This window comes from Thermobifida fusca YX (assembly GCF_000012405.1).
Classification (GTDB): Bacteria; Actinomycetota; Actinomycetes; order Streptosporangiales; family Streptosporangiaceae; genus Thermobifida; species Thermobifida fusca.
Genome location: NC_007333.1, coordinates 2,787,501 through 2,812,366 on the forward strand (window position 1 = coordinate 2,787,501; position 24,866 = coordinate 2,812,366).

Below are 24,866 nucleotides of genomic sequence, written 5' to 3' on the forward strand. Positions count from 1 at the left end.
GTTCAGTTCCCGGACGTCCGACACTCGAGTATAGCCCGCCTCGGATGGTGCTCTGACCATCCCGCCGCGGCGGGACGCAGGGCTAGGACCGAACACCTTCCGCCCTGCCCTCTCTTCACCTTCCATTATACCCGTCTATCTGGGCAAATGCAGGTTTCTCGGGTCTTTCCCGTTGCGCACCACTACCCGTACTGGACGGGAGCAACTCCTCAGTGAAACGGACTCAGGGACCGGCGAGAAGCTGCGTCCCGCCTGCCCCTGTCTTCCCTGCCACGCACGCTCAGCCCAGCTCCCGGATCTTCTTGGCCAAAGCGCGGAACGCGACACCCCGATGGCTGATCGCGTTCTTCTCCTCCGGGCTCATCTCCGCGGTGGTCTGCGTATACCCTTCCGGCACGAAAATCGGGTCGTAGCCGAAACCGTTCTTCCCACGCGGCTCAGTGGTCAGACTGCCGCGCAGTACCCCTTCCACCACGTGCTCCTCCCCGTCGGGGAGAGCCAACGCCGCGGCACAGACAAACTCGGCCCCGCGACGCTCCGGCGGAACATCCGCAAGCTGGTCCAAGACAAGCTCGAGGTTGGCCGCATCCCGGTCACCGTGCTGCGCCCCGAACCTGCCCGACCAGCGGGCAGACAGGACACCGGGCATTCCGTTCAACGCGTCGACCCGCAGCCCTGAATCGTCCGCCACCGCAGGAAGCCCGGTGTGCTCCGCGATTGCGCGAGCCTTGAGCAGCGCGTTACCAGTGAACGTCGCTTCCGTCTCGGCCACCTCGGGAGCGTCCGGGTAGCCGTCGAGGCTGCGCACTTCGATATCCAGCCCGACCTCGCCCAAGATGGAACGCAGTTCAGGGATCTTCTTGCGGTTACGGGTGGCGAGGACAAGAGTGCTGATACGGCTCACTCTGACAGTGCCTTCTTCTGGATCTCGGTGAGTTCAGCGCACCCGGCAACAGCCAGGTCCAAAAGCGTGTCCAGCAGTTTCCGGTCGAAGGGAGCGTTCTCGGCAGTGCCCTGGATCTCGATGAACTCCCCGGTCCCGGTGACGACGACGTTCATGTCGGTCTCCGCCACCGAGTCCTCCAAGTAGTTCAAATCCAGCCGGGGCTGCCCTTGCACGATGCCGACACTGACGGCGGCGACAGAGCCGGTCAGCGGATTGGTTTTCAGGTCCAGTTGCTTGCGCAGGTAGCGGACGGCGTCGACCAGGGCCACGTAGGCGCCGGTGATAGCGGCGGTCCGAGTCCCACCGTCGGCTTGGAGCACATCGCAGTCGAGGGTGATGGTGTACTCCCCCATCGCTTTGAAGTCGACGACTGCACGCAGCGAACGTCCGATGAGGCGGGAGATCTCGTGAGTGCGGCCTCCGATCTTGCCTTTGACCGACTCACGAGCACTTCTGGTGTCAGTAGCCCGCGGCAGCATGGCGTATTCGGCGGTGACCCAGCCTTCCCCGGTGCCGCGGCGCCAGCGGGGGACGCCCTCTTCCACGGTTGCAGCACAGAGCACGCGTGTCTCACCGAACTCGATGAGCGCTGATCCTTCCGCGTGCCGGAGCCAGTTGCGGGTGATGCGCACCGGACGCAGTTGGTTTGGGGTTCGTCCATCAGGTCGAGGCATGCTGTCGAGCCTATCGGCGTGGCTCAGAGGGCAGAGCCACTTGTCCGAAATGTCACCGGGTTTCGGTGGGGTGCACCGGTTTGCGGACGATTTTCCGTCAGCTTCTTGCCGGGCTCAGCCGCCCGCGGTGATCTCGTAGACCTCCCCGGAAACGGCGAGGCTGATCGGCCCGTTGTAGGTGCTGCGCGCTTCGGCGAGGGTGCACTCGTTGTCGTTCCACGGCACCAGGTGGGTGAGCAGCAGACGGCGGGCGTTGGCCCGGGTGGCCTGCTCACCCGCTTCGCTGCCGGTCAAGTGCATGTCCTTGGGGTGTTCCCGGTGGTCGTGGAAGGAGGCTTCGCACAGGAACAAGTCAGCGTCCCGGGCCAGTTCCACGAGTTCGCTGCAGGCCCCGGTGTCCCCCGAGTAGGTGAGGACTGCACCGTTGTGCTCAAGGCGGATACCGAACGCTTCGATGGGATGGTTGACGTGGTCCACGGTTGCCGTGAACGGGCCGATACGGAAAGTACCGGGGCTGAGTTCGCGGAAGTCGAAGGTTTCCCGCATCCCGGGGTGGGGGTCCAGCCCGTACGCCTGGGCCATCCGATCGGCGACCCCGGTAGGGCCGTAGACGGGGATGCGGGGCCGGGGGCCGTCAGGGTGGTAGGTGCGGGCCACCCAGTAGGGGCACAAGTCCAAACAGTGGTCGGCGTGCAGATGCGAAAGGTAGACCGCATCGATGGTGTACATGTCCACGTGGCGCTGGAGGGTGCTCAGCGCTCCATTGCCCAGGTCGAGTAGCAGCCGGAACCCGTCAGCCTCCACGAGATAACAGGACGCGGGTCCGGCAGGTCCGGGGAAGCTCCCCGAGGAGCCGATGATGGTGAGTCGCACGTCGCACAACCTTTTCGGTGAAGACGTCTGCTGCCGCAGAGACGTCACTGTGTCACGGAGAGTTTCTCCGGGTTTTCCAGGTGGTTACGGTGTACCCCATGTACCAACACGATAGGTACGGACTGTGAGCCGTTACTTAGGCGATGTAGGCCACAGTTTTTCCTCACCGCCGGGTGCCGTCAGCGGCCGACCCGGGCTAATTGGCGGCTCTGTGCAACAAGGCGTCCCCTGGCATCCCATAGGTCGACGTTCTCATCGAACCAGCCGTCGCTGACCAGGGCGCAGGTGGAGCGGAAGGCCAGCGGCCCCGGTTCGGGGATTGCACGCAGGTGCCAGGTGAGTTCGACGGTGGGCGCCCAGCTCCAGTCCACCAGGAGACTGACGATGGGCGGCAGCGCGTCCACGGCGAGCGGGAGGAATGCCAGCGGGTCTTTCGCGGAGCCGCCGTCCCGTGCACTCAGGTCGACATATCCGCACAGTTCAGGGGTGGTTACGGTACGTTCCCGCGCGAGTGCCGCGTAGCTGTCCGGGCTGAAGTCCACGTCGACCCGGGCGAGGAATCCGTCGTCAGGCAGGTGGCTCTGCCGGGGGTCGACTCTTCGGCACTGGTGCTGGGGAGGGATAGCGGGCTGAGGGGCTGCGTAGCGTGGTTCGGCGTGCGGATCGAGCGTGGCAGTGGCGAGCGTGCCGGTGAGGATCGTCCGCCCTTCTTGGAAGAGGGTGGTCTGGACGGTGGTGACGGTCCGCCCGCGTTTGAGCACCCGGGTCTCGATCTCGGCCGGTCCACTGCTAGCGGGACGGTGAAAGTGGTAAGAGGAGGAGACCGCGTGCAGGTGGTCGGATTCGGCGAGTGCGGACCGTTGCAGCACCGTCATGAGGTAGCCGCCGTTCATTGCGGTCCCGATGAGGTATCCGGGATCGAGTTCGACGGCATATCGATTCTCACCGACGCGAACGACCTCGGTCGCGGAGTCGAAGCGGGTCATGGGGACCATTGAATCGAACGCCGTCTTTCCGCGAACGGGCAGGGGGCGGGTTGCTGTCCTACCGGTGCGTGCGCCTTGCGCGCAGGGTGCACCGGTAGGACGGTTCAGGCCCAGAGCTGGCCTTCGAGCCGCTGCGCAGCCTCTTCCAGCGTGCCTTCGTAGGCGCCGGTGGACAGGTACTTCCAGCCTGCGTCAGCGACGACGAATGCGATATCGGCACGCTGCCCTGCTTTGACGGCCTTCTGTGCCACGCCGAGGGCGGCGTGCAGGACCCCTCCGGTGGAGATGCCCGCGAAGATCCCCTCTTTGTCGAGGAGCTCCCGGGTGCGGCGCAGTGCCGCGTCGGAGGGGACAGAGTAGCGGCTGCTGAGGATCGTCTCGTCGTAAAGCTCGGGCACGAACCCTTCGTCAAGGTTCCGCAGACCGTAGACGAGCTCCCCGTAGCGGGGTTCAGCGGCCACGATCTGGACGTCCGGACGGTGCTCCCGCAGGTAGCGGCCGACCCCCATGAGGGTTCCGGTCGTGCCCAGTCCAGCGACGAAGTGGGTGATCTCCGGCAGGTCGGCGAGGAGTTCCGGGCCGGTCGTCTCGTAGTGGGCCCGGGCATTCGCCGGGTTGCCGTACTGGTAGAGCATCACCCAGTCGGGGTTCTCGGCGGCCATCCGTTTGGCGACGCGCACCGCCTCGTTGGAGCCGCCTTCCGCCGGGGAGTAGTAGATCTCGGCGCCCCACATGCGCAGGAGTTGGCTGCGTTCCGCGGAAGTGTTCTCCGGCATGACGCAGACCATCTTGTAACCGCGCAGCCGGGCGACCATCGCCAAGGAAATCCCCGTGTTCCCCGAGGTCGGCTCCAGAATGGTGCACCCCGGAGTGAGCAGGCCGTCCTTTTCTGCCTGCTCGATCATGTAGAACGCCGCGCGGTCCTTGATCGACCCGGTCGGGTTACGGTCCTCCAGTTTGGCCCAGAGCCGCACTTCGGGGGAGGGCGACAGATTAGGCAGCCCGACCAGGGGGGTACCGCCGAGCGAATCCAGAAGCGAATCGAACCTCATGACGCTCAGCGCATACCGCCGGCGACGGCCGGCAGAACCGTCACCGTGTCACCGTCGTTGACCGGAGTGTCAAGCCCGCCGAGGAAACGAACGTCTTCATCGTTGAGGTAGACGTTGATGAAGCGGCGCAGTTGTCCGTTCTCGACGAGGCGCTCACCGATACCGGGGTGGTTCTTGTCCAGGTTGGTGATGAGTTCGGCGAGAGTGCTCCCCTCGCCCTCAACCACCTTGGCTCCACCGGTGAGATTGCGCAGGATGGTCGGGATGCGGACCTCGATGGCCATGGATGTGTCTCCGTCTAGAAGTCTGTGGACGCGGATGGCGGATGCGCGGCGCTCCGCCAGATAGGTTCAACACGCGCGGCGCCCCGGTGATTCCAGGCTGCGTGTCTTCTCACCTTTGCTAGTCGATGATCTCGACTGGCTCCTCGGTGACGACCCCGTCGACGATCCGGTAGGAGCGGAACTCGACGGTCTCGGGATCCCGGGTTGAGACCAGGACGTAGTGGGCGTTCGGCTCGGAAGCGTAACTGATGTCGGTTCGTGACGGGTACGCCTCGGTGGAGGTGTGGGAGTGGTAGATCACCACGGGCTCTTCTCCCCGCTCCTCCATCTCCCGCCACACCTTGAGCTGTTCGAGTGAGTCGAAACGGTAGAACGTGGGGGAGCGTTCGGCGTTGATCATCTCGATGAATCGTTCGGGCCGGTCGCTGCCCTCGGGACCGGCCACAATGCCGCAGGCCTCGTCTGGGTGGTCTCGTCGGGCATGGGCGACGATCTTGTCGTAGATCGAGCGATCAATCCTCAGCATGGCTTTCAGCCTAGCCGAGCCCCACTTTTTCCCTACCCGACAGGTGGGGTGTCCTGGTCGCGGAGGGCGGTCGTGCAGGAGGTGCGGCCCGCGGCGCGCGCCGCCTGGAGCGGGCAGGTCCCGGTCACTCCTCCTGCCACACCGCGCGGACCAGGGAGTCCTGGACATAGGTGAACCATTCGTAGACGTGCATGGCAGCGGCGAGCGACTCGTCGCGGACGGCCGCAGCGCGAAGCGCGTCGGCGTCCTCCTCTGTCTCTATGCCTAGCCGGACCCCCAGGTACAGCCGCACATCGGTGAGGGTTTGGAGCCAGGCTTGCACGTCCTCTGCGTCGAGCACGATCTCGCCGCCCCACTCGGGGATCGCGGAGGCCACGCGACGGGCGTTCTCCCGCTTGTGTCGGCGCAGGTCGCTCTCGGTGTAGCGCCGGAAGTCCGCGGCCGCCTCGGCGTCGTCGGTGTAGGCGTCGGGGAAGAGGCGGGCCAGTGCCGGGTCTTCGGGTTGAGTGGCGGAGCTGCTGATGCCCACGAGAGCGGCGAGCTCGTCCTGCTGCTCGGGTTCTTCCACGACGCGCAGCAGAAAGTCGGCCATGGAGCGAAGGAGCTGGGCCTCGTCCGGGCCGATCGTGATCCGTGCCCCGCCGTGCGGCGCGGAGCGAATTTTGGCGGTCATGAACGGTTGGCCTCCGCGGTCACAGTTGCCTCCAGTCGGTCACTTGTCCTGCTGGAGCGTCGCCCAGAGCCCGTACTGGTGCAGGATGGTGACGTAGCGCTCCATCTCCTCACGGGTACCGCTGGAGACGACCGCCTTCCCTTTGTAGTGCACGTCTTCCATGAGCTTCTGCGCCTTGGCCTTGGGGTATCCGAAGACTTTCTGGAAGACGTAGGTAACGTAGCTCATCAGGTTGACGGGGTCGTTCCAGACGATGGTGACCCATGGCAGGTCCGGTCGGATGTCCTCGCCGATCCGCGGTTCGTCGAGTTCGACCGGCATAGCGGTCACGGTTGCCTCACCTCTCTTTAACTCTCTTGTTCGTCGCCGGCGACGTGTCGCACCTCAAACCTCCTCCCATTGTGGGAAGAGACCGCAGTGTCCGGGGACACCTCACCGGTTTTCTTCCTCATAGTCACAAACTAGGGTGGAATACCATGACTGAACGCTGGAGCAGTGCGCTTCTCACCGACCACTACGAACTGACCATGGTGCAGGCCGCGCTGCACAGCGGCGCAGCGCACCGGCGGTGTGTTTTCGAAATGTTCGCGCGTCGACTACCGGAAACGCGCCGTTACGGTGTGGTCGCGGGGACCGGACGGTTCCTCGATGCGCTCGAACACTTCCGTTTCACCCCCGAGGTCTTGGAGTTCCTCGAGCGGAACGGGATCGTCAACAGCTCTACCCTGTCGTTCCTCGCCGACTACCGGTTCTCCGGAAACATCTGGGGTTATGCCGAAGGGGACTGCTTCTTCCCCGGCTCCCCCATCCTGGTGGTGGAAGGCACCTTCGCTGAATGCGTGGTGCTGGAGACGCTGGCCCTGTCGATCTACAACCACGACTGTGCGATCGCTTCTGCGGCCTCGCGAATGGTCAACGCCGCGCACGGGCGCCCGCTGATCGAAATGGGTTCCCGCCGCACTCACGAGGAAGCCGCGGTGGCCGCAGCCCGGGCCGCCTACCTGGCGGGGTTCAACGCCACCTCCAACCTGGAAGCCGGGCGCCGCTACGGGATTCCCACCACTGGGACGAGCGCGCACGCGTTCACCCTGCTGCACGACAGCGAGCGCCACGCGTTCACTGCCCAGCTCGAATCGCTGGGGACGGGAACCACGCTGCTGGTGGACACCTACGAGGTGATGCGCGCGGTGCACACCGCCGTGGAACTGGCTGGTCCGGACTTGGGCGGGGTGCGGCTGGACTCCGGTGACCTGGAAGAACTGGCGGTGAAGGTGCGCGCGCTGCTCAACGAGAAGGGGGCCGCGAAGACCCGCATCATCGTCACCGGCGACCTCGACGAGTACTCCATCCAAGCCTTGGCGATCGCCCCGGTCGACGGCTACGGGGTGGGCACCGCACTGGTCACCGGGTCGGGGGTGCCGACCGCGTCCCTGGTGTACAAGCTTGTGGCGCGCGCCCAGAGCGACGACCCGGACGCGCCGCTGTCGCCGGTGGCCAAACGTTCCGTGGGTAAACCCAGTAAGGGAGGGCGCAAGTGGGCGGTGCGCCGCTACGACGACAACGGGGTGGCGACGTCGGAGCGGGTCTTCGTGCATGAACCGGAGCTGACTCCGTTGGAGCGGCCTCTGCTGGTTCCGCTGGTGCGCAACGGCGAGGTCGTGGGGCGTGAGCCGCTTCAGGAAGCCCGGGAGCGGCACGTCCGCTGCGTCGCGGAACTTCCGGCGCCCGCGCGCCAAATGTCGCGGGGCGAACCCGCGATCCCCACCGTCTTCGAGCAGCGCCCAGCGCTCTGAGGTGCTTGTTTCCCGCTCAGCTGGTCCGGCGCACGAGGAAGGAAGATCTGCGATGGCGAAAGCACTGATCGTCGTTGACGTACAGAACGACTTCTGTGAAGGCGGCAGTCTGGCCGTGTCCGGTGGTGCCGGCGTGGCCACGGCTATCTCCGACTACCTGGCCAAGCAGGGCAGCCAGTACGCCCACATCGTGGCTACCCGGGACCGCCACATCGACCCGGGGGACCACTTCTCCGACAACCCCGACTTTGTGGACTCGTGGCCGCCGCACTGCGTGGCGGGCACCCCGGGGGCGGAGTTCCACCCCAACCTGGTCACCGGACCGATCGAGGCGGTGTTCGACAAAGGCGCCTACGAGGCCGCGTACAGCGGTTTCGAGGGGAAGACCGCGGATGGCGTGTCTTTGGAGGAGTGGCTGCGGCAGCACGGGATCACCGAAGTGGACGTGGTGGGTATTGCCACCGACCACTGTGTGCGGGCTACTGCCTTGGACGCGGTCCGGGCCGGGTTCCAGGCGCGAGTGCTGCTGGGAATGACCGCAGGGGTGTCCCGCGCAACCACGGAGAAGGCTCTGCGGGAGCTGGCTGAGGCAGACGTGGCCCTGGAAGGTGAGCCGGTGGTGGCCGCCTAAGCGCACAGGTGTCGCAGCGCCTTCCGGCAGAGCGCTTGCCGCAGGGCTAGTCTTCCTCGCTTCTGGAAGCGAACTCGCCGTCGGCGAGGATGGCGTCGATGTCCTCGATCCCGTATTCGTCGACGATGAGGATCTGGGATTCGGGCAGGAACCAGCTCCGCTGGGTGTAGTAGAGCAGTTCCGGGTCCCTGCCGTCAGGGTTGCCGCAGGGCGTCAGGTATTCCCGGTAGAGGGCGCTGCGGTCGCCGACCGGGGCGAGTTCCTCGACGAGAGGGGACTGTCCCGGGAAAGACGCGGGATCAGCCTCGTACGCGTCGATTCCGGGGATGCAGGGCAAGGGATTCTGGGACGGGGCGAACAACCCCGCATCGGGTTCTTCGGTGATCGGCTCATACACTGCGCCTCCATAGGTGATGCCTCCCGGACCGAGGATTCGGATGTGGGGGCATTCCACGAGAGCAGCAGGCCATTCCCAGTGATTCCAGTCAACCTCGGCACAGCCGGGGTTGCCGGGGGGATGGGCAGCGATCCAGTCGTCCACGATTTCCCTGCCCTCATGGTCGGGGCCGAACCCGACGAATTCGATGTCCTCGATGACGTGGACGGTCCAGTCTTCGGGGAACCACAGCGTCAAGTTGCGGAAGCGAACCTCTTGTCCTTCTTTTTCGTCTTCCTCCGGGGATGGTGCCAGGGCAGCAGTCGCGCTCGGTTCGGGGTCGGTGAAGGGCAGCAGCGGCTGGTCGGTGACAGCGCGTCCGACAAGCCATCCTCCAGCCACCGCTGCAGCGGTGGCTCCGGCAGCGACGGTGAGCATTGCTTTACCGCTCAGCCCGGTTCCGGCGGCGGTGACGGTTGCGCTTTTCGTGAGTGTTCCCGCGCCAGCGCCCCAGGATGCTCCTCCCCCGGCGGCGCTTGCCGTGCCGACGAGCTTCCCGCTGCCCGCTGCTGCGCCGCCGCCCGCGGTTCCTTGGGTGGCGAGGGCCGCAGCCCCACCGGCGGCGACGCCCACCCCGCCTGCCGCTGTCCCGAGCGCCATCCACAGTTCGGGGCGGTGCCCGGCCGCGTCGAACCCGGTCCACACCCGGTGCAGCAGGGCGCGCAGCCGCTTCCGGTGGATGGCAGCGGCGTCTTCGCCGGGTTCCTCGATGGCGTCCGCCGCGACCGTGTCCAGAGCCAGCACGGTGTGGAACGCTTCTACCGCGGTGGGCCGCGCCTCGGGGTCGGTCGACAGGGCGCGGGCCACGAGTTCCATGAGCTCTTCAGGGACTCCGGTCAGGTCGCAGTCGCCGGCGCGCACCCGCTCTAAGAGCTCCGCGGAAGTTCCCGTGCCGAACGGCGAGCGTCCAGTGGCCGCGAACACGATGAGGCCGCCCCAGGCGAACATGTCGGCCGCCGGGGTGCCTGGCTGCCGGTCGAGACGTTCCGGGGCAGCCCATCCCGGTGTGCCATACACGTTCTTGTCTGTGGTGTCGCCGATGGCCCGGGCGATCCCGAAGTCGAGCACTTTCGGCCCGTCCGGGGCCAGCATGATGTTGCCGGGTTTGACGTCGAGGTGTACCACGCCAGCCGCGTGGATCGCTGCCAGTGCTTCGGCCGTGCCCGCGGCGAACGCCCGCAGCGCTGCCTCGTCCAGCGGACCGAATTCGCGCACATGCTGCTGCAGGGTGCGCCCCGGCACGAACTCGGTGGCCAGCCACGGCTCTGGGGCGTTCGGGTCGGCGCCGAGGAACCGGGGCGTGCATTCGGCGTCGATGCGGGACACCAGTTCGGCTTCCCGGGCGAACAGTTCCCGGTATTCCGGCCGGCGGACGTGCTCGGCGTGGATCACCTTGACTGCCACGCAGCGGTGCTCCGCGTCCAAGGCTCCGTAGACTGCGCCCATTCCTCCCGAGCCCAATCGGCCTATGACACGGAACGGGCCGATCGTCACCGGGTCTGTGGGCAGCAGCGGCGCGAGTTCCGGGGGCAGCGGGGGAGGTGCGGCGTCGGGCTGGGGCGGCATCACCACTCCAGGAGACAGACGATGAGAAACCGGGACTTTCCTATCGTCTCCGCTTCCTCTGCTCTTCTGAGGCTGGTGGCCGTTTCCGGCCAAACGGCAGCCGCTGCCCTGGTAAAGGAGCTTGGTAGAGGAAAGGGCCTTCGTGGTGAAGGCCCGTGATGCTGCTTCGGGTGTGGAAGCTAGTCGATGCCGATTGCGGCGCGCACTTGGGCGAGGACACGTTGGGCGCGTTCGCGGGCACGGCGGGCGCCTTCGGCCAGCACGTCGTCGAGTTCACTGCCGGAGGCCATGAGCTCCTCGTAGCGTTCCCGCATCGGGGCGATCTCGGTGTTGATCGCTTCGAAGAGGTCGTTCTTCAACTCTCCCCAGCCCATGCCTCCCGCTTCGAGGCGTTTGCGGGTCTCGGCGATCTGCTCGGCGTCAGCGAAGTGGGTGAGCAGTTGGAAGACGACAGAGGAGTCCGGGTCTTTGGGCGCCTCCACCGGGGTGCTGTCGGTGGGGATGCGGCGGATGAGCTTCTTCAGCTTGTTCTCGGGCAGGAACAGCGGAATGTGGTTGTCGTAGGACTTGCTCATCTTGCGCCCGTCGATGCCGGGCAGCACGCTCGCGTCCCCTTCGGGGAAGACTCCTTGGGGGATGCGGAAGGTGTAGCCGTCCCCGAACAGGTGGTTGAAAGACCCTGCGATGTCAGCGGCGTATTCGACGTGCTGGGCCTGGTCGCGGCCGACCGGGACCAGGTCGGTCTCCATGATGAGGATGTCGACAGCCATGAGGATGGGGTAGTTGTACAGCCCCATGTTGATGCCGGCGTCCAGGTCGGTGACTCCGGCGGCGGCGTTGCGGTCGCGCGCGGCCTTGTAGGCGTGGGCGCGGTTCATCAGGCCTTTGCCGGTGACGCAGGAGAGGATCCAGGTCAGTTCGAACGTCTCGGGAATGTCGGATTGCCGGTAGAGGACCGTGCGTTCCGGGTCGAGACCGCAGGCCAGCCAGGTGGCGGCGACCGACCGGATGTTGTGCCTCATCGCCTCGGGGTCGCGGACGGTGGTGAGCGCGTGGTAGTCGGCGATGAAGTAGAACGCGTCGTACTCGCGCGCGGCCTCGAGGGCGGGTTTGATCGCGCCGAGGTAGTTGCCCAAGTGGGGTTCACCAGTGGGTTTGACACCCGTGAGGTAGGTCTTGGTCGCTGCCATGCCAAAAGCTTATCGGCGTGCCGGGTTTGCCGGTTCCCCTCCGTGGCCGGGTGAGTCCGTTTCCGGGCACGGGCAGGCTCGGGGCGCGGCGGTCCGCTGCTGGTGGCCCGGCAGCTACGGGGAGGGGGTGTGTTCTGTAGCCGGTAAGGCGGCAGTGTCCGGGCCGGGGGGCGGTGCGGTCCGGTTTTTCCGGAAGAGCCGGGACAGGGCGCGGGTGATTCGGGCGAGGAGGTGGAGGATTGCCACGATCCAGCCGGAGAGCAGCCACATGGCGAGGAATCCGGCGAGGAGCGCCCCCGTGCCCAAGAGTCCCCACGGCCAGGTTTTCACGGTGGTTTCGAATTCCACGGGTTCGTCCATGCCTGCGATCTCGCCGCGGACCGTGTACGTGCCGATCACCGGGGCAGGCAGGTCGACGGGGAATTCGTAGACGGCTTCGTGGCCTGGTTCGAGTTCGCGGATCCGGGGCGGGTAGACGAGGGTGGTTGCTCGGGTGCCGCGGCCCACGGCGACGGAGACGACGGGGTCGGTGACCGGTTCGACTCCGATGTTGGTTACGGTGAGCTGGGCGGTGCGTTGGACGGGGAGCCCGAACCATGCCTCCCAGTCGTGCCACCACGGGCCGTCTTCGGTGAGGATCCGGAATTTGGTGACGTCGAGCAGGCGGGTTGCTCTGCCGGGGTTGCGTTCGTCGATGCGGCGCTGGCGTTCCTCGGTGGTGAGCACGGGGACGCCTTCGATGGGGAATTCGGCGGTGGCCCGGTGCTGCCCGGTGAGGTCCAGGGCTTCAACAACGCAGGGGCATCCCACTGGCGGTTCGGTGATGGTGAGCAGGCCACGGCCTTCGCCGTTCTCGTTGATGGCCACGGTGATCGCGTCGGTGACCGCGCAGTCGCTGGAGTCGATGTATTCCCCGCCGCCGCAGACGCGGACGGTGACCACGCCTTGGGGCCAGCCGTAGAGGCGGACGGGCACGGTGTCGCCGATGCGGGCCGATGCCGCGTCAAGGGTGAACCCCGGGTCGGCGGGTTGCGCGGCCGCTGGGGTGGTGGCGCACAGCAGGAACGCGACGGCAAGGAGCAGCATCCGACGGAGTCGGGTCATGAGCGGGGCTCCTCGGGTTCGGTCTGCTCGTTGGCGGATCCGCCCTGGTGTGCGGCGGAGTCGGGCTGTTGCTCCGGGGAGTCGGTGGTGGGGTCGGCCGGTGCCTCGGCGGCAGTGGTCTGCGGTGCTCCCTGGTGGGCGGCGTCCTGTTTGCGGGCTTCGGCGACCGCGGCGGCCACTGCGGCTTGGAAGCGGCGCTTGGCGTGGCGGCGCCGCCAGATCAGCACGGCGGTGAGCAGGATCGCAGCGAGGACCGGGAGCCACGGGATGGCGATGACGGAGTCGCCGCGGGTGACCGGGTGCAGGTCGGGGGTCTGTGCGGACTGCGGTGCCGCTTGCGGGGTGAGGGTGACTTCGCCGTTGATCCAGAACAGCGGATAGATGTCCGGGATGGTGTGCGTGTATTCGTACACGGTTCCCGGCAGCATTTCGGGAACGTCTTTGTGGACCGGGTCGCCGAGTCCGACCCCGAAGGGGCCTGCGGCGCCGGCTTCTCCGGAAGCGGTCAGCCGCAGGTTTCCGGCGTTGCGCACCTGGTAGGTGATGGTGACTTCCCCGGTGGCGAAAGGGTTCCACCACGGGGGTGCCTGGTAGTCGGTGCGGATCGCGTCGATGTGCAGGGAGGGGCGGACGGGTCCGTCGACCCGCAGGTAGACGCGGGCGGCGATGCGCCGGTCGACGCGGACGAGCTGTCCTTGCGCGTTGAGGGCGTCGTGGGAGACGGAGGCGATGACCCCGGCGGCGTGGTCGCCCGGCTCGGCGTTGTCGGGGACGGTGATGGTGAACGGGATGACCCGGGTTTCGCCTCCTTTGACCTCGACGGTCTGGTCTTCCCGGGGGATTTCGATCCAGGTGCCGGCGAGGGCGGGTTCTTCGTCGGCGGGCAGGAGAGCGAAGGAGCCGTCGGGGGTGTTGAACGCGTCCGTCCCGTAGACGGAGAAGGTCATCGGCTCTTCGCCGTAGTTGGTGATGGCTACCCAGTCTTCAATGGTCTGGCCGGGTTTGACGTCGTGGACGAAGTAGCTGCGGCCGAGTTCGCCGTTTTCGTTGGAGGGGGCCACCGACCAGCGGAAGTCTTGTTCAGCGCGTGCTGCCGGGGAGGGCGCGCTGTTGTTGTCAGGGCTCGGGTCGGCGAGTGCCGGGGCCGGTGTGGTCAGGGCGTACAGCAGGAGGCCGACCACGCCGAGGCGCGCGATCCGGGATGAGCGGATAGCTGACACAGTTCTGCTCTCCAGGGGACGGGGTGATGTGTCCGACGGTGGGTCGGCCAGGGCGTCTGGGCTAGCTGAGGGTGAGGGTGAGGGTGCCCGCGTACTCTCCGGGTGGAGTGTCCGCGGGAATGCCGAGCTCCAGTCGGGCTTGGCAGGCGAATACTCCGGTGCTGGCGCCTGCTGCTCCTGCGCATAGGGTACGGGGCACCGCGAGGCCGTCACCGGGGCGGACTGCTGCTCCGGGACGGACGGTGGAGCTGTCCGGGCTGTCGAGGACGGTGGCGGTGGGTGCCCAGCCGAGCAGGTGGGCGTCGATGCTACCTCCCGCGCTGCCTTCCAGGTCGCTGACCTGGCCGACCAGGCTCCATCCTGCGTTGGTGCCGCGCAGGTCGACGACGGTGGCGGGGGCCAGGGTCCCGGTGGCGGTCTGGTGGAAGCTGTCCGCGCTCATCCGGGGAGCGGAGAGGTGGACGGGGCCTTCGGGGAGGGTCATCACGAGGACGCCGGGGGGCAGGTCGGCGTGGTCTGCCGCGGGCGCTTCCAGGTGCAGTGGGGCGGGGTCTTCGGGTTCAGGGGTGGCTGCAGGCTCCGTGCTGTCGTGCACCGCGGTGGCAGGCTCTGCAACTGGTGCTGGGGGTTCCGGTGACGGGACCGGCGTGTTCGCTGTCTCTTCCGGGGGTTGCCAGGGTTCGCGGTCGGGGGCAGGCCCGGTGTGGAGGGTGAGGGTGATCTCCGGGGCACCGTCGGCGCTGTCGGTGCGGTTGAGGAGCAGCACGGTGCCGTCACCGGTGATGAGGAAGACGCCCCGTTCGTCGCTCCGCACCGCGACCACGTCGAGGTTGTCGGGCAGGAGGTGGATGTCGACGGTGACGGCGGGTGCGGTGTCGGATCCGTCCTCCTGGTCTGCTGGCGGTTCTTCGGTGGTGTCGGGTTCGCGGTAGCTGGCCAGCAGGGTGTGCTCGTCTTCGGTGGTGTGCACGGTGTAGAGCGTGCTGTCGGGGGCCACGACCAGGAAGTCGGCGGGGGCTGCGACGGGGGTGTGGGCGACCAGGTCGTAGTCGTCCTCGCCGAGGTCTCCGGGGCGGGGGTCGGGGTGGGCGAGGAGTGCTGGGTGGTGGAGGCGGAGGAGTTCCTGGGTGGGAGCCTCGGCGTGTGCTCCGCTGCTGTCTCCCGTGGTGTTCTGTTCCTGGTCCGGCGGTTCCGTGCCGGGAAGGTCGCGGAGCAGGTAGGCGTCGCCGGTGAGCGGGTGGAATGCGTAGTGGGGGTGGTGGGGGTCAGCGAGCGGGGTGGCGAGCGCTGCAGGGCTGCCGCCGAGGGTGAGGAGGACGGCGGCGGCTGCGGCGCTGGAATGCAACCGTGCTTTGCGGGGGAAGAGGATGGGGAGCATCGCTACAACCATGGGATGGGGTGCGGGACAGGGTCCCGTCCCGCACCCGCCGGGATGGTTAGCTGAGGGTCAGGGTCAGCACTGCCGCGTAGTCACCGGGGACCGTGTCGGCAGGGATGCCCAGGGTCAGTTGGGCGTCAGCGGTGAAGGTTCCGGCTGAGGAGCCCGGGGCGGCCGAGGCCAGGGTGCGGGCGATGCCCAGGCCTTGTCCGGGCTGGACGGGGCTGCCGGCGGTCACCGTGCCGGGCGTGCCGACACCGGTGTTCACGGCTGCGGCGCTGGGCGTCCAGCCGAGGTTCTCCGCGCCGATGGTTCCCACGTCACCGGTGAAGTCGCTGACCTGGCCGACGAGGTTCCAGCCGGCGTTGGTGCCGCGCAGGTCGGAGACGGTGGCGGTATTGAGCGCACCGGTGGCGGTCTGGTAGGTGCCGTCGCCGTTCGGTGCGGACTGGGTGAGCTGGACCGTGTCCCCGGCGACCGACAGGATCAGCGGTCCGGCGGCCACGTCGGCGAGGATCTGCTGCTGGGCGCTGCTGCCGCCGTTGGCTGGAGGCTGGTTGCCGCCGCCGTTGCTGCCGCCGACAGTGGCGGTGAAGGAGATCGGGTCGAGTTCGGCTCCCGGCGAGTAGAAGCCCGCGAAGGCGGGGCTGCCCTCCTCGGTGAGGGTGGCCGGGGTAGAGCCGAGGCTCAGCGTGGTGCCGCTGAGGGTGGGCTGGCCGCCGCTGAGGTCGAGGTCAGCCAGGTTGACGTCGGGGTAGCTGACCATCTGCGGGTCGCTGGGGGAGCTGCTGGCCATGTCGGCGTAGAGCTCGCCCTTGCCGTTGGTGATCTCCAGGCGAAGGTCGTCGATGCGGACCCGGAGGACGCCGCCGTGACCCTCGTAGGCGACGGAGCCGCCGAACTGGATGACGGTGTCTCCGGTGGCGGTGTCGTAGCTTCCGGAGACGATGGGGAAGGAGTAGGTGCCGTCAGGGTTTTCGGTCACGCCGCCCGACAGCTCGGTGCTGCCGTGGGCGATGGGGCTCTTGATGTAGTTGCGGAAGGAGAGTTTGACGCCCCAGTCGCCGCTACCGCCGGTGACCGGGAGGGTCGTGGTGGCGGAGGCGGGCAGAATGCTTGCCGCCGCTGCGAGACCTGCGGTCACCAGGACCGTGGCGGCCCGGCGAATACCCAGGTTCATGTGGACTCCTTGTGTGTTGCTCGGTCCGTGGCGAGGACCAGAGGGGGGAAGGTGTGGTTGGGCCGTGGCGACCTCTTCACCCGGCCACACCCGAAGAGAAAGCAAGGTAAAGCTAACCTAACTCTCTTTTTCTGGCAATCGTGGATAAATGTGGGCAAAGTCCCCTTCTTTCCACTCCACAAACACAAAAAAGAGCAGAAAGAATGCGGGCTGTAGCCAGCAGATCCCAGGGAAAACCGCCGCGGCAGATTGCCAATTAAAGTGAGGCTAACCTCACCAATTCTGGACTTAGGTATACCTCAGCTCTTCTGGGCAACGCGAGCAGCCCGACCAGAATTACGTCCTTTTTGTTACTTTTTCTGACCTCTACCGAGCCGTTCGATCACTTTTCGTGCACCGGCGCGGGGCCGCGGGACAAGAGTCACTCCGCCCCGACAGCCCACGCCCGCAGCTTTGCAATGCGCTGCCGCAGTTGCTCCGCGGTTGCCTGCGCCACCGGGGGCCCGCCGCACACTCGACGCAACGTCGTGTGGATCGTGGCGTGCGGTTGGCCAGTGCGATGGTGCCAGGCCCCCACCAGGCTGTTGAGCTCCCGACGCAGCTCGGCGAGCACCTCGTGTTCGGGCCGCTCCCGCTGCTGCGGTTCACTCCGTGCGGTCCGCGCCCGCTCCTGGCGGCGCTTCCGCAGCAGCACCGCCACCTGGTCGGGTTCCAGCAGCCCTGGCAGGCCGAGGAAATCCTCCTCGTCAGGTTCGCCGCCGCCGATCTCGCCGCCGTCGTAGAGCGCCCGGTCGAACTCGGCTTCCGACTCCATGGTCTCGAACGGCAGCTCATCCCCGGCGTCGGGAGTGTCCCGCTTCTTGCGAGCCTCGTTGATGAGCTCCTGCTCCGGGACGAACCCGTCGTCCTCCCGGATCGGCTTGTCCAAGACGTGGTCGCGTTCCCGCTCCATCTCACTGGCGTACTCCAGCAGGACCGGGATGGAGGGGAGAAACACCGAAGCGATCTCACCGCGGCGGCGCACCCGCACGAAACGTCCCACCGCCTGGGCGAAGAACAGCGGCGTGCTCGTGGACGTGGCGTAGACGCCGACCATCAGCCGGGGGACGTCAACCCCTTCCGACACCATCTTCACCGCCACCATCCACCGGTCGTCCGACTCGGCGAACTGGGAGATCTTCCTGCTGGCGGTGGGGTCGTCCGACAGCACCACGGTGGCGCCGCGACCGGTGATCTGCCGCAGGATGCGCGCATAGGCGCGGGCGTTCTCGTGGTCGCTGGCGATCACCAGGCCCCCCGCGTCCGGGGTGTGCTTGCGCACCTCGGTGAGCCGCCGGTCAGCCGCGGCCAGCACTCGCTTGATCCAGTCGCCTTTCGGGTCCAGGGCCGCCCGCCACGCCTGGGAGAGCGCGTCCTGGGTCAGCTCCTCCCCGAGCCGGGCCGCCAGCTCCTCCCCCGCCCTGGTCCGCCACCGCATCTCCCCCGAATAGGCCAGGAAGATGACCGGGCGCACCACACCGTCGGCCAGCGCAGGCCCATAACCGTAGTTGTAGTCCCAGGAGCAGCGGCGCACCCCGGTGTGGTCCTGCACATAGCTGACGAACGGGATCGGGTTGGTGTCGGAGCGGAACGGGGTGCCAGTCAGGCAGAGCCGACGGGTCGCGGGGTCGAACGCCTCGCGGATGGCCTCCCCCCACGACAGCGAGTCGCCCGCGTGGTGGATCTCGTCGAAGATCACCAGGGTGCGCCGCGCCTCAGTGCGGTTGCGATGCAGTGCCGGATGCGCCGCGACCTGCGCATAGGTGACGGCCGCGCCGATGAAGTGCTTGCCGAGCGCTCCCTGGCTGTTCTTGAAGTCCGGGTCGAGGGGGATGTTGAACCGCGCCGCGGCCTCAGCCCACTGCTTCTTCAGGTGCTCGGTGGGGCACACCACGGTGATCGAACGGACCACGTGCCGGGCGAGCAGTTCGCTCGCCAGAGTCAAAGCGAACGTGGTCTTTCCCGCCCCGGGAGTCGCCACCGCCAGAAAGTCCCGCGGCTCGCGCCGGAAGTACTCCTCGAACGCCTCTCGCTGCCAGTGACGCAGTCCGCGCAACCGGTCATCGGTGCTGGTCGTCTGAAGCAGAGTCATCGTGCGCATCCCCTGATCATCACGGCTCGAGGGTATCGGTGGTGTTCGCCCTCGACAGCACTGTGGAGGCCGAGCCCGGCTCGACCTCCACCCCAGGCACCTGGAAACAGGCGGCGCCTACCCGTCCGTGTCCGGCTCGGGTGTCATCCCGTAGACCGATTCATCCCCCTCGACGGTCACGTCGTTGAACGGCAGATAGGGGTCGGCCCACGGAAAGACGACATACCACAGCAGCGCCGCCGCGCCCGCGATGAGCGCGAGGCACACCACGAGCTTGACCACCCAGGGTCCGGGAATGAGCCGCCAGATCAGACCGTACACGTGGCTCACCCCTCCTCGTTCTCAGGCGCCATGTGCGCGATGTTGTCGGGCATGCCCCGTTCCTTGGGGCGGGTGTCAACGAGTTCGGCGTGGACGATCAGCCGATGCGAGTTCTGCAGCTTGGGGTGGCAGGTGGTGAGGGTGAGATAGGCCTTCTCGGGTTCCTCCGTGGACTCCGGGTTGAACGGGTCTGGAGCGATCACCTCGATCGCGTTGGGCAGCACAACCTTGCTCTCCACTACCTGGTAGGTGTAGAAGTTCTCGGCGTCCTCCAGGACCAGTTCGTCGCCTTCCTCCAACTTGTCGAGGTCCCAGAAGACCGCGGCGACCCGGTGCCCGGCGACCGCGTAGTTGCCGGGCTGTCCGGCACGGGCCGCGGGCACCATTCCCTCCGGGGTCCAGGATTCGGGATACCAGCCCGGACCGTACTTGATGTCTTCCGGGCCGACCCCGCTGACCACGACCCAGTTCTGGTCGGTCTTAGGGATGTAGAGCCGGCTGTTGGCTGATCCGGGCAGCGGTTCAGAGTCGGGCCCCTGCTCCCACACCTCGGCGATGGCCTGCTCCAGCCGCTCCTGCTCGGCATCGGTCTGGAACTGCTTGCCCCAGATCTGGAAGGCCGCGAAGAACAGCATGATCAGGCCTGCCGTGAACAGGAGTTCACCGATGGTGCGGAAGATGACGCGCACAACATCGCCGATAGTGACGCGGCTGCGCGGAGCGGGAGCTCTCCTCCGACCCCTGCCGGAACGGCGGCGCCGGTCACTAGGGGGGCGTCGGGAAGTGGAAACCATGTGTCCTAACCCGTCGGGGTCGCTCCGCGCGGCAAAGGGTCATCGGACCGGCAGGACCAGCGGAACCCCGGTGCGCGGATGCGACACGATCTCGACTTCGTATGAGTAGACGTCGCTGAGAAGCTTCGCGGTGAAGACCTCAGCAGGAGGCCCGTATGCCGCGATCTGTCCTTGGGAGAGTATCGCGACTTGGTCCGCGTAGGCGGCTGCCAACGCTAAATCGTGGAGAACAACCACGATCGCATCACCCTGCGCGGCCCGTTGGCGGGCGATGCGCAGCACCGACTCCTGGTGGCGGATGTCGAGCGCGGCCGTGGGCTCGTCCCACAGCATGATCTGGGTCTGCTGGGCCAGGACCCGAGCGAGCATCACCCGGGCCTTCTCCCCGCCGGACAGGGACGGGAACTTGCGGGCGGCGAGCGCGGTGACCTCGGTGGCCGCCATCGCGTCCGCGACGACGCGGTCGTCGTCGACGTCGACGTCGACCGCGGCCCACGGGGCCCGCCCCATGTGCACGACGTCGACCACGTCGAACGGGAAGCTGACCGTGAAGCTCTGCGGCAGGACTGCGCGGCGCAGCGCGAGTTCGGCCGGACTCCACGCGGCCAGGGGGCGGTCCAGGACAGTGACTTCGCCTCTGTCAGGGGGAGTATCCCCGGTGAGGATGGACAGCAGGGTGCTCTTGCCTGCCCCGTTCGGACCGACCAGGGCCAGCACTTCCCCGGTGCGCACGTCGAGGCTCACGTCGTCCAGCACGGTCCGCGCGCCATAGGACTTGCTGAGGTGCCGGGCACCCAGCACCACGGTGCCGCTCGTCACCCGCTGCGGCGGGGTGAGGCGCCGCAGGCCCGAGCCGTGCACGACCGCGCGCATCGTCTGCCGGATGCGTTTCATGCCCAACCTCCCTGTCTGGCGCGGGTCCGGTACAGCAGCCAGAAGAAGAACGGGCCGCCGACCAGTGCGGTGATGATGCCCAAAGGCACCTCCTGGGGGGCGGCAGCGACCCGGGCGACCAGGTCCGCGGCGACGAGGACGAGGGCGCCGCCCAGCACGCTCGCTGGGAGCAGTACGCGGTGCCCCGGCCCGGCGATCATCCGCACCATGTGGGGCACGACCAGGCCGACGAAGCTGATGATCCCGGCGAACGCCACGGCAGACGAGGTGAGCATCGCGATGACGACGATCAGCGCCTGGCGCATCCGCTCTACGTCGACGCCCAGGTGGCGGGCCGGGCTTTCGCCGAGGGAGAGCAAGTCGAGGCGGCGGGCGAAGAACGGTGCCGCGATGATCCCCGCCACGGCCAGCGGCAGCGCGGCGGCCACTTTGAACCAGGTGGCCGCGGCCAAGCTGCCCATCTGCCAGTTGGTGATCGACCGCAGTTCCGCGTCTTCGGAGAAGTAGGTGGCGGCGCCGATGAGCGCCCCGGCGACCGCGTTGACCGCGATCCCGGTGAGCAGCAGGGTGACGACCTCGGTGCGTCCCCCCGAGCGGGACAGCACGTAGACGAGCACGGTGGTGACCATCCCGCTGAGGAAGGACGCGACGATGACCGTCCAGTACCCCAGCGCGGAAGCGCCGAGCGCGATGATGAGGACCGCGCCCACGGTGGCGCCTGAGGAGACCCCGATGACGCCGGGCTCGGCGAGCGGGTTGCCGAAGATGCCCTGCATCATGGCCCCGGCGAGCGCCAGGGAAGAACCGACGATCATGGCGAGGACGACGCGGGGGAAGCGGACGTTCCACAGCACCTCGTCGGCGAGCGGGTCGGCGGCCTCACCCCAGTCGAGGCCCAGGCCGCGGAAGACCGATCCGGCGACTTCGAGCGGGGGAATGTGGTAGGCGCCGATGCCCGCGGCGACGAGGGCCACGGCGCCGAGGGCGATGGCGAGGACGGTCAGCAGGACGGTGCCGCGCAGCACGGTGGCGCGGCGGACCTGGGTGCTGTCGGGGCGGGAAGCGGGGAGCGGGTCCGCCTGCTTGGCGGCGAGGGTCATTGGGCCTCCCCTTCGTGCATGGCGATGAGGTCCTCGGCCATGGCTTTGAGCACCTGCGGGGTGCGGGGCCCGAAGCCGAGCAGGAGGCCGTCTTCGTAGGCGAGGACGCGCCGCTCCTTGCCCGCGGGGGTCTGGGAGATGCCGGGGATCTTCAGCAGACCGTCGATTCCGCCGACCGACTTCAGTCCTCCGGTCATGACGAGCAGGATGTCGGGCTGGGCGTCGATGAGGGCTTCGCTGGTGATCGGGGTGAACGCCCGGTCCAGGCCGATCGCGGTGCCCGCGTCTTCGAGGCCGAGTTCGGCAACGAGCGCGTCGGCGCCTGATCCGGGGCCGCCCAGCAGGTAGACGCCGGCGCTGCCGCGCAGGTAGAGGAAGGCGACGCGGGAGCCGCGGAGGGACTCCGGCAGGCTGTCCCGGACTTCAGCCATCTGGTCTTGGACCCGTTGGACGAGCTGTTCTCCCCGCTCCGGAACACCCAGCATTTCGGCGACTTCGGTGATGCGGGTGTACATCCCGTCCAGGGACCACACTTCGTCGAGGATGACCAGGGTCACCCCGCTGTCGCGCAACTGCTCGATCGCTTCGTAGGGGCCGGTCCAGGTGTCCGCGATGACCAGCGTGGGGTTCAACGAGAGCACGCCTTCGACGGAGATGTCGTGCCCTTGGGTGACCACGGGCAGGTCTTCGGCTTCCGCGAAGGTGGCGGTGGAGTCCCGGCCTATGACGTTGTCGCCCAGGCCCAGGGTGTAGATGATCTCGGCGACACCGCCGTTGAGCGGCAGGATCCGGCTGACGTCGGTGACTTCGACCTGCTCGTAGGTGAGCGGGGTGTCGGCGGTGCGGTTCGCCACCGGGACGACCGAGTCCACGGTGACAGGGAGCGAAGGGTGTGCTTCGCCTTCCAGGGGTTGCAGTCGGTTTTCTTCGAGTGACGGTATGGAGTCGTCGTCGCTGGCGGGTGCCGAGCAGGCCGTGAGCGCGGCGAGGAGGGTGAGCAGGAGCACCGCGCTGTGTTTCAGGATCCGGCGCATCCGGTGTTGGGGAGAGGGGTGAGATGGCATGGGAGTCCCATCGACTGGAAGGGCCGCGGGTCGATGAATGCGCTGGTCGTCACCGTGAGCGTGATAATGACGACCTGTCGTCACAATCTTGACAACCCCGTGCCCTGGTGGTGCACTATCAGAGCCGATCAGGACTTTTAGGTTAGCCTAAGCATATTGACGCGCCCCCGGTGCCCTCGATCCTCCGCACCGTAGGGTCACGTTTCGTCAGGAACGGAGAACCCGCCCCCATGTTCACCATCGTCAGGAGATTTCTGAGCGCTGCCGCCCTTGTCGGCCTGGTGGCGCCGCTCGCGGTCCTGACCGGCTCTGCTGCCTGGGCCGTCCCCGCTGCCCCGAGCGGCGGGCCGAGTTTGACGGTCTCGAAAACCTCGGGGCTCAACCCCGACGGCGAGCAGGTCACTGTGACCGGGAGGGGATACGACACCTCCAAGGGCATCTACGTCTCCTTCTGCGACATCTCCAACGCCAACGCCACCACCCCGCCCGGCCCCTGCATCGGCGGCGTCGACATGAGCGGGGAGAGCGGCTCCTCCGTGTGGATCTCGTCCAACCCTCCCCCCTACGGTCAGGGGCTCGCCCAGCCCTACGAGGGTGAAGGCAAGAACGGGTCGTTCACCGTCCAGCTGACTGTCAAGGCCAAGGACGAGTTCACCGACTGCCTGGCGGAAGGCGTGCAGTGCGCCGTCGTGACCCGCAACGACCACACGCGTTCCTCGGACCGCAGCCAGGACGTGTTCGTCCCGGTGACCTTCGCCGGCCAGGACGACACCGGCAGCGGCTCAGGCTCCGGCGACGGCGCCGGTGACGGGCAGACCGTCGGTACGACGAACAACGGCGGCACCCCGGCCGCGGGCGGAGGCGGAACGAGCAGCGGCGGTAAGGACGGCACCCTGCCGACCACCGGAATCGACTTCGCCCCGTTCGTCCTCGGTGCGCTCGCGGTGACCGGGGCGGGAGTGGCCGCGCTCCTCCGCGCCCGACGCCTGCGCCTGGAAGGCGGCAACAGCTCCCGGTAGCCGGACCCGCTGGTCCGCATCCCGCACCCCACCGGTATCGGGGCATACGCATGAGGCCCGCACACGCGGGCCTCATGGGTCTTTCTTCAGTGATGGAACGCTGCTCTGCGGGCGCCCCGCTGCCACCTCAGGACAGCATCTCGTCGTAGATCTTCTGGCACTCGGGGCAGACCGGGAACTTCTTCGGGTCCCGGTTGGGCACCCACACTTTGCCGCACAGCGCAATCACCGGCATGCCGGTCACCGCGCTCTCGGTAATCTTGTCCTTCTGCACGTAGTGGGCGAACCGCTCGCGGTCGCCGCCGTCGTGCGAGATATCCGGGCGAGTCTCGCTTTCCGGAATGACCTTGGTCATCACGTCCATGGTCATCGTGTCCTCACACCTCCTCGGTCTCTGTCCACGGTATCGGGTGCGCGGCCGATCAGTTCAGTGTCGGGTCGTGGGGGAAGGTGGCCACGAAAGCGAGCTCCCCGCCCTGGCGCCGCAGCACCCGCGACCACAGTCCCCGGGGATCGGCGCAGAACACGTCATCAACGGTCGCTGGGAGAACATACCAGGCTCCCTGGTCAATCTCGGCTCGGAGCTGACCGGCGCTCCACCCCGCGTATCCGGCGAAAACCCGCATCTGGCGCAGCGCGTCAGCGACGAGCTGCGGCGGGGTGTCCAAATCCACCGTGCCCAACCCGTTCGGCCACGTCTTCGCGTCCATCGCGTCCAGCGACTTCCACCCGAGGGGACGCTGCCCGTCGTCCGGTACCGCCAAGGCCAGACCAGCATCCTGACCGACCGGGCCTCCCGCGAACATCACCGCCGGTTGGCTGACGTGCTCCCCCCACTCCGCGAGAACCTCGCCCACCCCTAGTTCGGAAGGACGGTTGAGGATCACCCCGAGCGTCCCCTCATCCGGGGTGTCGTCGATCACAAAAACCACGGAGCGGTAGAAGTTCGGGTCCTCCAGGAGCGGAGTGGCAACGAGCAGCGCCCCGGTCAGACTCAGCCGATCCATGTGTGCTTCCATACCCGGCCCCGT

The 24,866-nt window shown here is 67.4% G+C and carries 26 protein-coding genes; 3 read left to right on the forward strand and 23 right to left on the reverse strand.

Annotated features, from left to right (window positions below; translation table 11 throughout):
• Positions 1 to 280: 280 nt before the first annotated feature.
• The 9 genes from rdgB to clpS form a co-directional block, all read right to left on the reverse strand.
• Entirely contained in the window at positions 281 to 904 is a 624-nt protein-coding gene (rdgB, locus tag TFU_RS11745; RefSeq protein WP_011292787.1) for an RdgB/HAM1 family non-canonical purine NTP pyrophosphatase, read from the reverse strand.
• Positions 901 to 1,578: a ribonuclease PH gene (rph, locus tag TFU_RS11750; RefSeq protein WP_038044057.1), complete on the reverse strand. Its 678-nt coding sequence runs from the start codon at positions 1,576 to 1,578 to the stop codon at positions 901 to 903. Before rph ends, rdgB begins: the two co-directional genes overlap by 4 nt.
• A 156-nt stretch (positions 1,579 to 1,734) precedes the next feature.
• A complete protein-coding gene (locus TFU_RS11755) occupies positions 1,735 to 2,493 on the reverse strand; it encodes an MBL fold metallo-hydrolase (protein ID WP_016189100.1) in 759 nt (252 codons plus the stop codon).
• A gap of 179 nt (positions 2,494 to 2,672) precedes the next feature.
• Complete coding sequence (locus TFU_RS11760; RefSeq protein ID WP_370492074.1) at positions 2,673 to 3,479, reverse strand: thioesterase family protein; 807 nt, start codon at positions 3,477 to 3,479, stop codon at positions 2,673 to 2,675.
• A gap of 104 nt (positions 3,480 to 3,583) precedes the next feature.
• On the reverse strand, positions 3,584 to 4,531 hold the full coding sequence (locus TFU_RS11765; RefSeq protein WP_011292791.1) for a PLP-dependent cysteine synthase family protein: 948 nt from the start codon (positions 4,529 to 4,531) through the stop codon (positions 3,584 to 3,586).
• A gap of 5 nt (positions 4,532 to 4,536) precedes the next feature.
• Positions 4,537 to 4,815: a MoaD/ThiS family protein gene (locus TFU_RS11770; protein WP_011292792.1), complete on the reverse strand. Its 279-nt coding sequence runs from the start codon at positions 4,813 to 4,815 to the stop codon at positions 4,537 to 4,539.
• A gap of 118 nt (positions 4,816 to 4,933) precedes the next feature.
• Positions 4,934 to 5,341: a Mov34/MPN/PAD-1 family protein gene (locus TFU_RS11775; protein ID WP_011292793.1), complete on the reverse strand. Its 408-nt coding sequence runs from the start codon at positions 5,339 to 5,341 to the stop codon at positions 4,934 to 4,936.
• A gap of 124 nt (positions 5,342 to 5,465) precedes the next feature.
• Entirely contained in the window at positions 5,466 to 6,014 is a 549-nt protein-coding gene (locus TFU_RS11780; RefSeq protein ID WP_011292794.1) for a DUF2017 domain-containing protein, read from the reverse strand.
• A gap of 39 nt (positions 6,015 to 6,053) precedes the next feature.
• The gene (gene clpS / locus TFU_RS11785) at positions 6,054 to 6,335 is read right to left on the reverse strand and encodes an ATP-dependent Clp protease adapter ClpS (protein ID WP_016189102.1); all 282 of its coding nucleotides are present in this window, start codon (positions 6,333 to 6,335) and stop codon (positions 6,054 to 6,056) included.
• Between the two features lie 155 nt (positions 6,336 to 6,490).
• On the opposite strand from clpS, the gene TFU_RS11790 reads away from it, so the two are divergent.
• Both TFU_RS11790 and TFU_RS11795 read left to right on the forward strand, forming a co-directional pair.
• Positions 6,491 to 7,807 (forward strand): nicotinate phosphoribosyltransferase, encoded by a 1,317-nt coding sequence (locus tag TFU_RS11790; protein ID WP_011292796.1) that lies wholly within the window; start codon positions 6,491 to 6,493, stop codon positions 7,805 to 7,807.
• Positions 7,808 to 7,859: 52 nt separating this feature from the next.
• Complete coding sequence (locus TFU_RS11795) at positions 7,860 to 8,438, forward strand: nicotinamidase (protein ID WP_011292797.1); 579 nt, start codon at positions 7,860 to 7,862, stop codon at positions 8,436 to 8,438.
• Positions 8,439 to 8,484: 46 nt separating this feature from the next.
• On the opposite strand, the gene TFU_RS11800 is transcribed toward TFU_RS11795, so the two are convergent.
• The 12 genes from TFU_RS11800 to TFU_RS11855 all read right to left on the reverse strand — a co-directional run bounded on the left by TFU_RS11800 (position 8,485) and on the right by TFU_RS11855 (position 22,816).
• The gene (locus tag TFU_RS11800) at positions 8,485 to 10,440 is read right to left on the reverse strand and encodes a serine/threonine protein kinase (protein ID WP_011292798.1); all 1,956 of its coding nucleotides are present in this window, start codon (positions 10,438 to 10,440) and stop codon (positions 8,485 to 8,487) included.
• 179 nt (positions 10,441 to 10,619) lie between these two features.
• Positions 10,620 to 11,630, reverse strand: a complete 1,011-nt coding sequence (locus tag TFU_RS11805) for a tryptophan--tRNA ligase (RefSeq protein ID WP_011292799.1) — start codon at positions 11,628 to 11,630, stop codon at positions 10,620 to 10,622.
• Positions 11,631 to 11,744: 114 nt separating this feature from the next.
• The gene (locus tag TFU_RS11810; protein ID WP_011292800.1) at positions 11,745 to 12,734 is read right to left on the reverse strand and encodes a hypothetical protein; all 990 of its coding nucleotides are present in this window, start codon (positions 12,732 to 12,734) and stop codon (positions 11,745 to 11,747) included.
• A complete protein-coding gene (locus TFU_RS11815) occupies positions 12,731 to 13,954 on the reverse strand; it encodes a WxL protein peptidoglycan domain-containing protein (protein ID WP_011292801.1) in 1,224 nt (407 codons plus the stop codon). Before TFU_RS11815 ends, TFU_RS11810 begins: the two co-directional genes overlap by 4 nt.
• A gap of 61 nt (positions 13,955 to 14,015) precedes the next feature.
• Entirely contained in the window at positions 14,016 to 15,332 is a 1,317-nt protein-coding gene (locus TFU_RS11820) for a hypothetical protein (protein ID WP_155983552.1), read from the reverse strand.
• A 58-nt stretch (positions 15,333 to 15,390) separates the two neighbouring features.
• Positions 15,391 to 16,512, reverse strand: a complete 1,122-nt coding sequence (locus TFU_RS11825) for an HtaA domain-containing protein (RefSeq protein ID WP_011292803.1) — start codon at positions 16,510 to 16,512, stop codon at positions 15,391 to 15,393.
• A 421-nt stretch (positions 16,513 to 16,933) separates the two neighbouring features.
• The gene (locus tag TFU_RS11830; protein ID WP_011292804.1) at positions 16,934 to 18,643 is read right to left on the reverse strand and encodes a DEAD/DEAH box helicase; all 1,710 of its coding nucleotides are present in this window, start codon (positions 18,641 to 18,643) and stop codon (positions 16,934 to 16,936) included.
• Positions 18,644 to 18,760: 117 nt separating this feature from the next.
• Entirely contained in the window at positions 18,761 to 18,964 is a 204-nt protein-coding gene (locus TFU_RS11835; protein ID WP_011292805.1) for a hypothetical protein, read from the reverse strand.
• Between the two features lie 5 nt (positions 18,965 to 18,969).
• Complete coding sequence (locus TFU_RS11840; protein WP_011292806.1) at positions 18,970 to 19,758, reverse strand: class E sortase; 789 nt, start codon at positions 19,756 to 19,758, stop codon at positions 18,970 to 18,972.
• 39 nt (positions 19,759 to 19,797) lie between these two features.
• Positions 19,798 to 20,652 carry a heme ABC transporter ATP-binding protein gene (locus tag TFU_RS11845; RefSeq protein ID WP_011292807.1) on the reverse strand — a complete coding sequence of 285 codons (855 nt, stop codon included), beginning with the start codon at positions 20,650 to 20,652 and terminating at the stop codon, positions 19,798 to 19,800.
• Complete coding sequence (locus tag TFU_RS11850; protein ID WP_011292808.1) at positions 20,649 to 21,752, reverse strand: FecCD family ABC transporter permease; 1,104 nt, start codon at positions 21,750 to 21,752, stop codon at positions 20,649 to 20,651. Before TFU_RS11850 ends, TFU_RS11845 begins: the two co-directional genes overlap by 4 nt.
• Positions 21,749 to 22,816 (reverse strand): heme/hemin ABC transporter substrate-binding protein, encoded by a 1,068-nt coding sequence (locus TFU_RS11855; RefSeq protein WP_011292809.1) that lies wholly within the window; start codon positions 22,814 to 22,816, stop codon positions 21,749 to 21,751. Before TFU_RS11855 ends, TFU_RS11850 begins: the two co-directional genes overlap by 4 nt.
• A 230-nt stretch (positions 22,817 to 23,046) precedes the next feature.
• On the opposite strand from TFU_RS11855, the gene TFU_RS11860 reads away from it, so the two are divergent.
• Complete coding sequence (locus TFU_RS11860) at positions 23,047 to 23,835, forward strand: hypothetical protein (RefSeq protein WP_011292810.1); 789 nt, start codon at positions 23,047 to 23,049, stop codon at positions 23,833 to 23,835.
• Between the two features lie 127 nt (positions 23,836 to 23,962).
• On the opposite strand, the gene TFU_RS11865 is transcribed toward TFU_RS11860, so the two are convergent.
• Together TFU_RS11865 and TFU_RS11870 are read right to left on the reverse strand one after the other, a co-directional pair.
• Entirely contained in the window at positions 23,963 to 24,205 is a 243-nt protein-coding gene (locus TFU_RS11865) for a DUF3039 domain-containing protein (RefSeq protein WP_011292811.1), read from the reverse strand.
• A gap of 52 nt (positions 24,206 to 24,257) precedes the next feature.
• Complete coding sequence (locus tag TFU_RS11870; protein ID WP_016189112.1) at positions 24,258 to 24,842, reverse strand: YqgE/AlgH family protein; 585 nt, start codon at positions 24,840 to 24,842, stop codon at positions 24,258 to 24,260.
• Positions 24,843 to 24,866 lie beyond the last annotated feature (24 nt).

Coding starts and splice junctions, on each gene's coding strand:
- TFU_RS11780 (WP_011292794.1), bottom strand. CDS start 6,014: ATGACCGCCAAAATTCGCTCCGCGCCGCACGGCGGGGCACGGATCACG.
- TFU_RS11760 (WP_370492074.1), bottom strand. CDS start 3,479: ATGACCCGCTTCGACTCCGCGACCGAGGTCGTTCGCGTCGGTGAGAAT.
- clpS (WP_016189102.1), bottom strand. CDS start 6,335: ATGCCGGTCGAACTCGACGAACCGCGGATCGGCGAGGACATCCGACCG.
- TFU_RS11855 (WP_011292809.1), bottom strand. CDS start 22,816: ATGCCATCTCACCCCTCTCCCCAACACCGGATGCGCCGGATCCTGAAA.
- TFU_RS11810 (WP_011292800.1), bottom strand. CDS start 12,734: ATGACCCGACTCCGTCGGATGCTGCTCCTTGCCGTCGCGTTCCTGCTG.
- TFU_RS11860 (WP_011292810.1), top strand. CDS start 23,047: ATGTTCACCATCGTCAGGAGATTTCTGAGCGCTGCCGCCCTTGTCGGC.
- TFU_RS11870 (WP_016189112.1), bottom strand. CDS start 24,842: ATGGATCGGCTGAGTCTGACCGGGGCGCTGCTCGTTGCCACTCCGCTC.
- TFU_RS11800 (WP_011292798.1), bottom strand. CDS start 10,440: ATGCCGCCCCAGCCCGACGCCGCACCTCCCCCGCTGCCCCCGGAACTC.
- TFU_RS11830 (WP_011292804.1), bottom strand. CDS start 18,643: ATGACTCTGCTTCAGACGACCAGCACCGATGACCGGTTGCGCGGACTG.
- TFU_RS11820 (WP_155983552.1), bottom strand. CDS start 15,332: ATGCTCCCCATCCTCTTCCCCCGCAAAGCACGGTTGCATTCCAGCGCC.
- TFU_RS11850 (WP_011292808.1), bottom strand. CDS start 21,752: ATGACCCTCGCCGCCAAGCAGGCGGACCCGCTCCCCGCTTCCCGCCCC.
- TFU_RS11840 (WP_011292806.1), bottom strand. CDS start 19,758: ATGGTTTCCACTTCCCGACGCCCCCCTAGTGACCGGCGCCGCCGTTCC.
- TFU_RS11795 (WP_011292797.1), top strand. CDS start 7,860: ATGGCGAAAGCACTGATCGTCGTTGACGTACAGAACGACTTCTGTGAA.
- TFU_RS11765 (WP_011292791.1), bottom strand. CDS start 4,531: ATGAGGTTCGATTCGCTTCTGGATTCGCTCGGCGGTACCCCCCTGGTC.
- TFU_RS11825 (WP_011292803.1), bottom strand. CDS start 16,512: ATGAACCTGGGTATTCGCCGGGCCGCCACGGTCCTGGTGACCGCAGGT.
- TFU_RS11845 (WP_011292807.1), bottom strand. CDS start 20,652: ATGAAACGCATCCGGCAGACGATGCGCGCGGTCGTGCACGGCTCGGGC.
- TFU_RS11770 (WP_011292792.1), bottom strand. CDS start 4,815: ATGGCCATCGAGGTCCGCATCCCGACCATCCTGCGCAATCTCACCGGT.
- TFU_RS11775 (WP_011292793.1), bottom strand. CDS start 5,341: ATGCTGAGGATTGATCGCTCGATCTACGACAAGATCGTCGCCCATGCC.
- TFU_RS11805 (WP_011292799.1), bottom strand. CDS start 11,630: ATGGCAGCGACCAAGACCTACCTCACGGGTGTCAAACCCACTGGTGAA.
- TFU_RS11790 (WP_011292796.1), top strand. CDS start 6,491: ATGACTGAACGCTGGAGCAGTGCGCTTCTCACCGACCACTACGAACTG.
- TFU_RS11865 (WP_011292811.1), bottom strand. CDS start 24,205: ATGACCATGGACGTGATGACCAAGGTCATTCCGGAAAGCGAGACTCGC.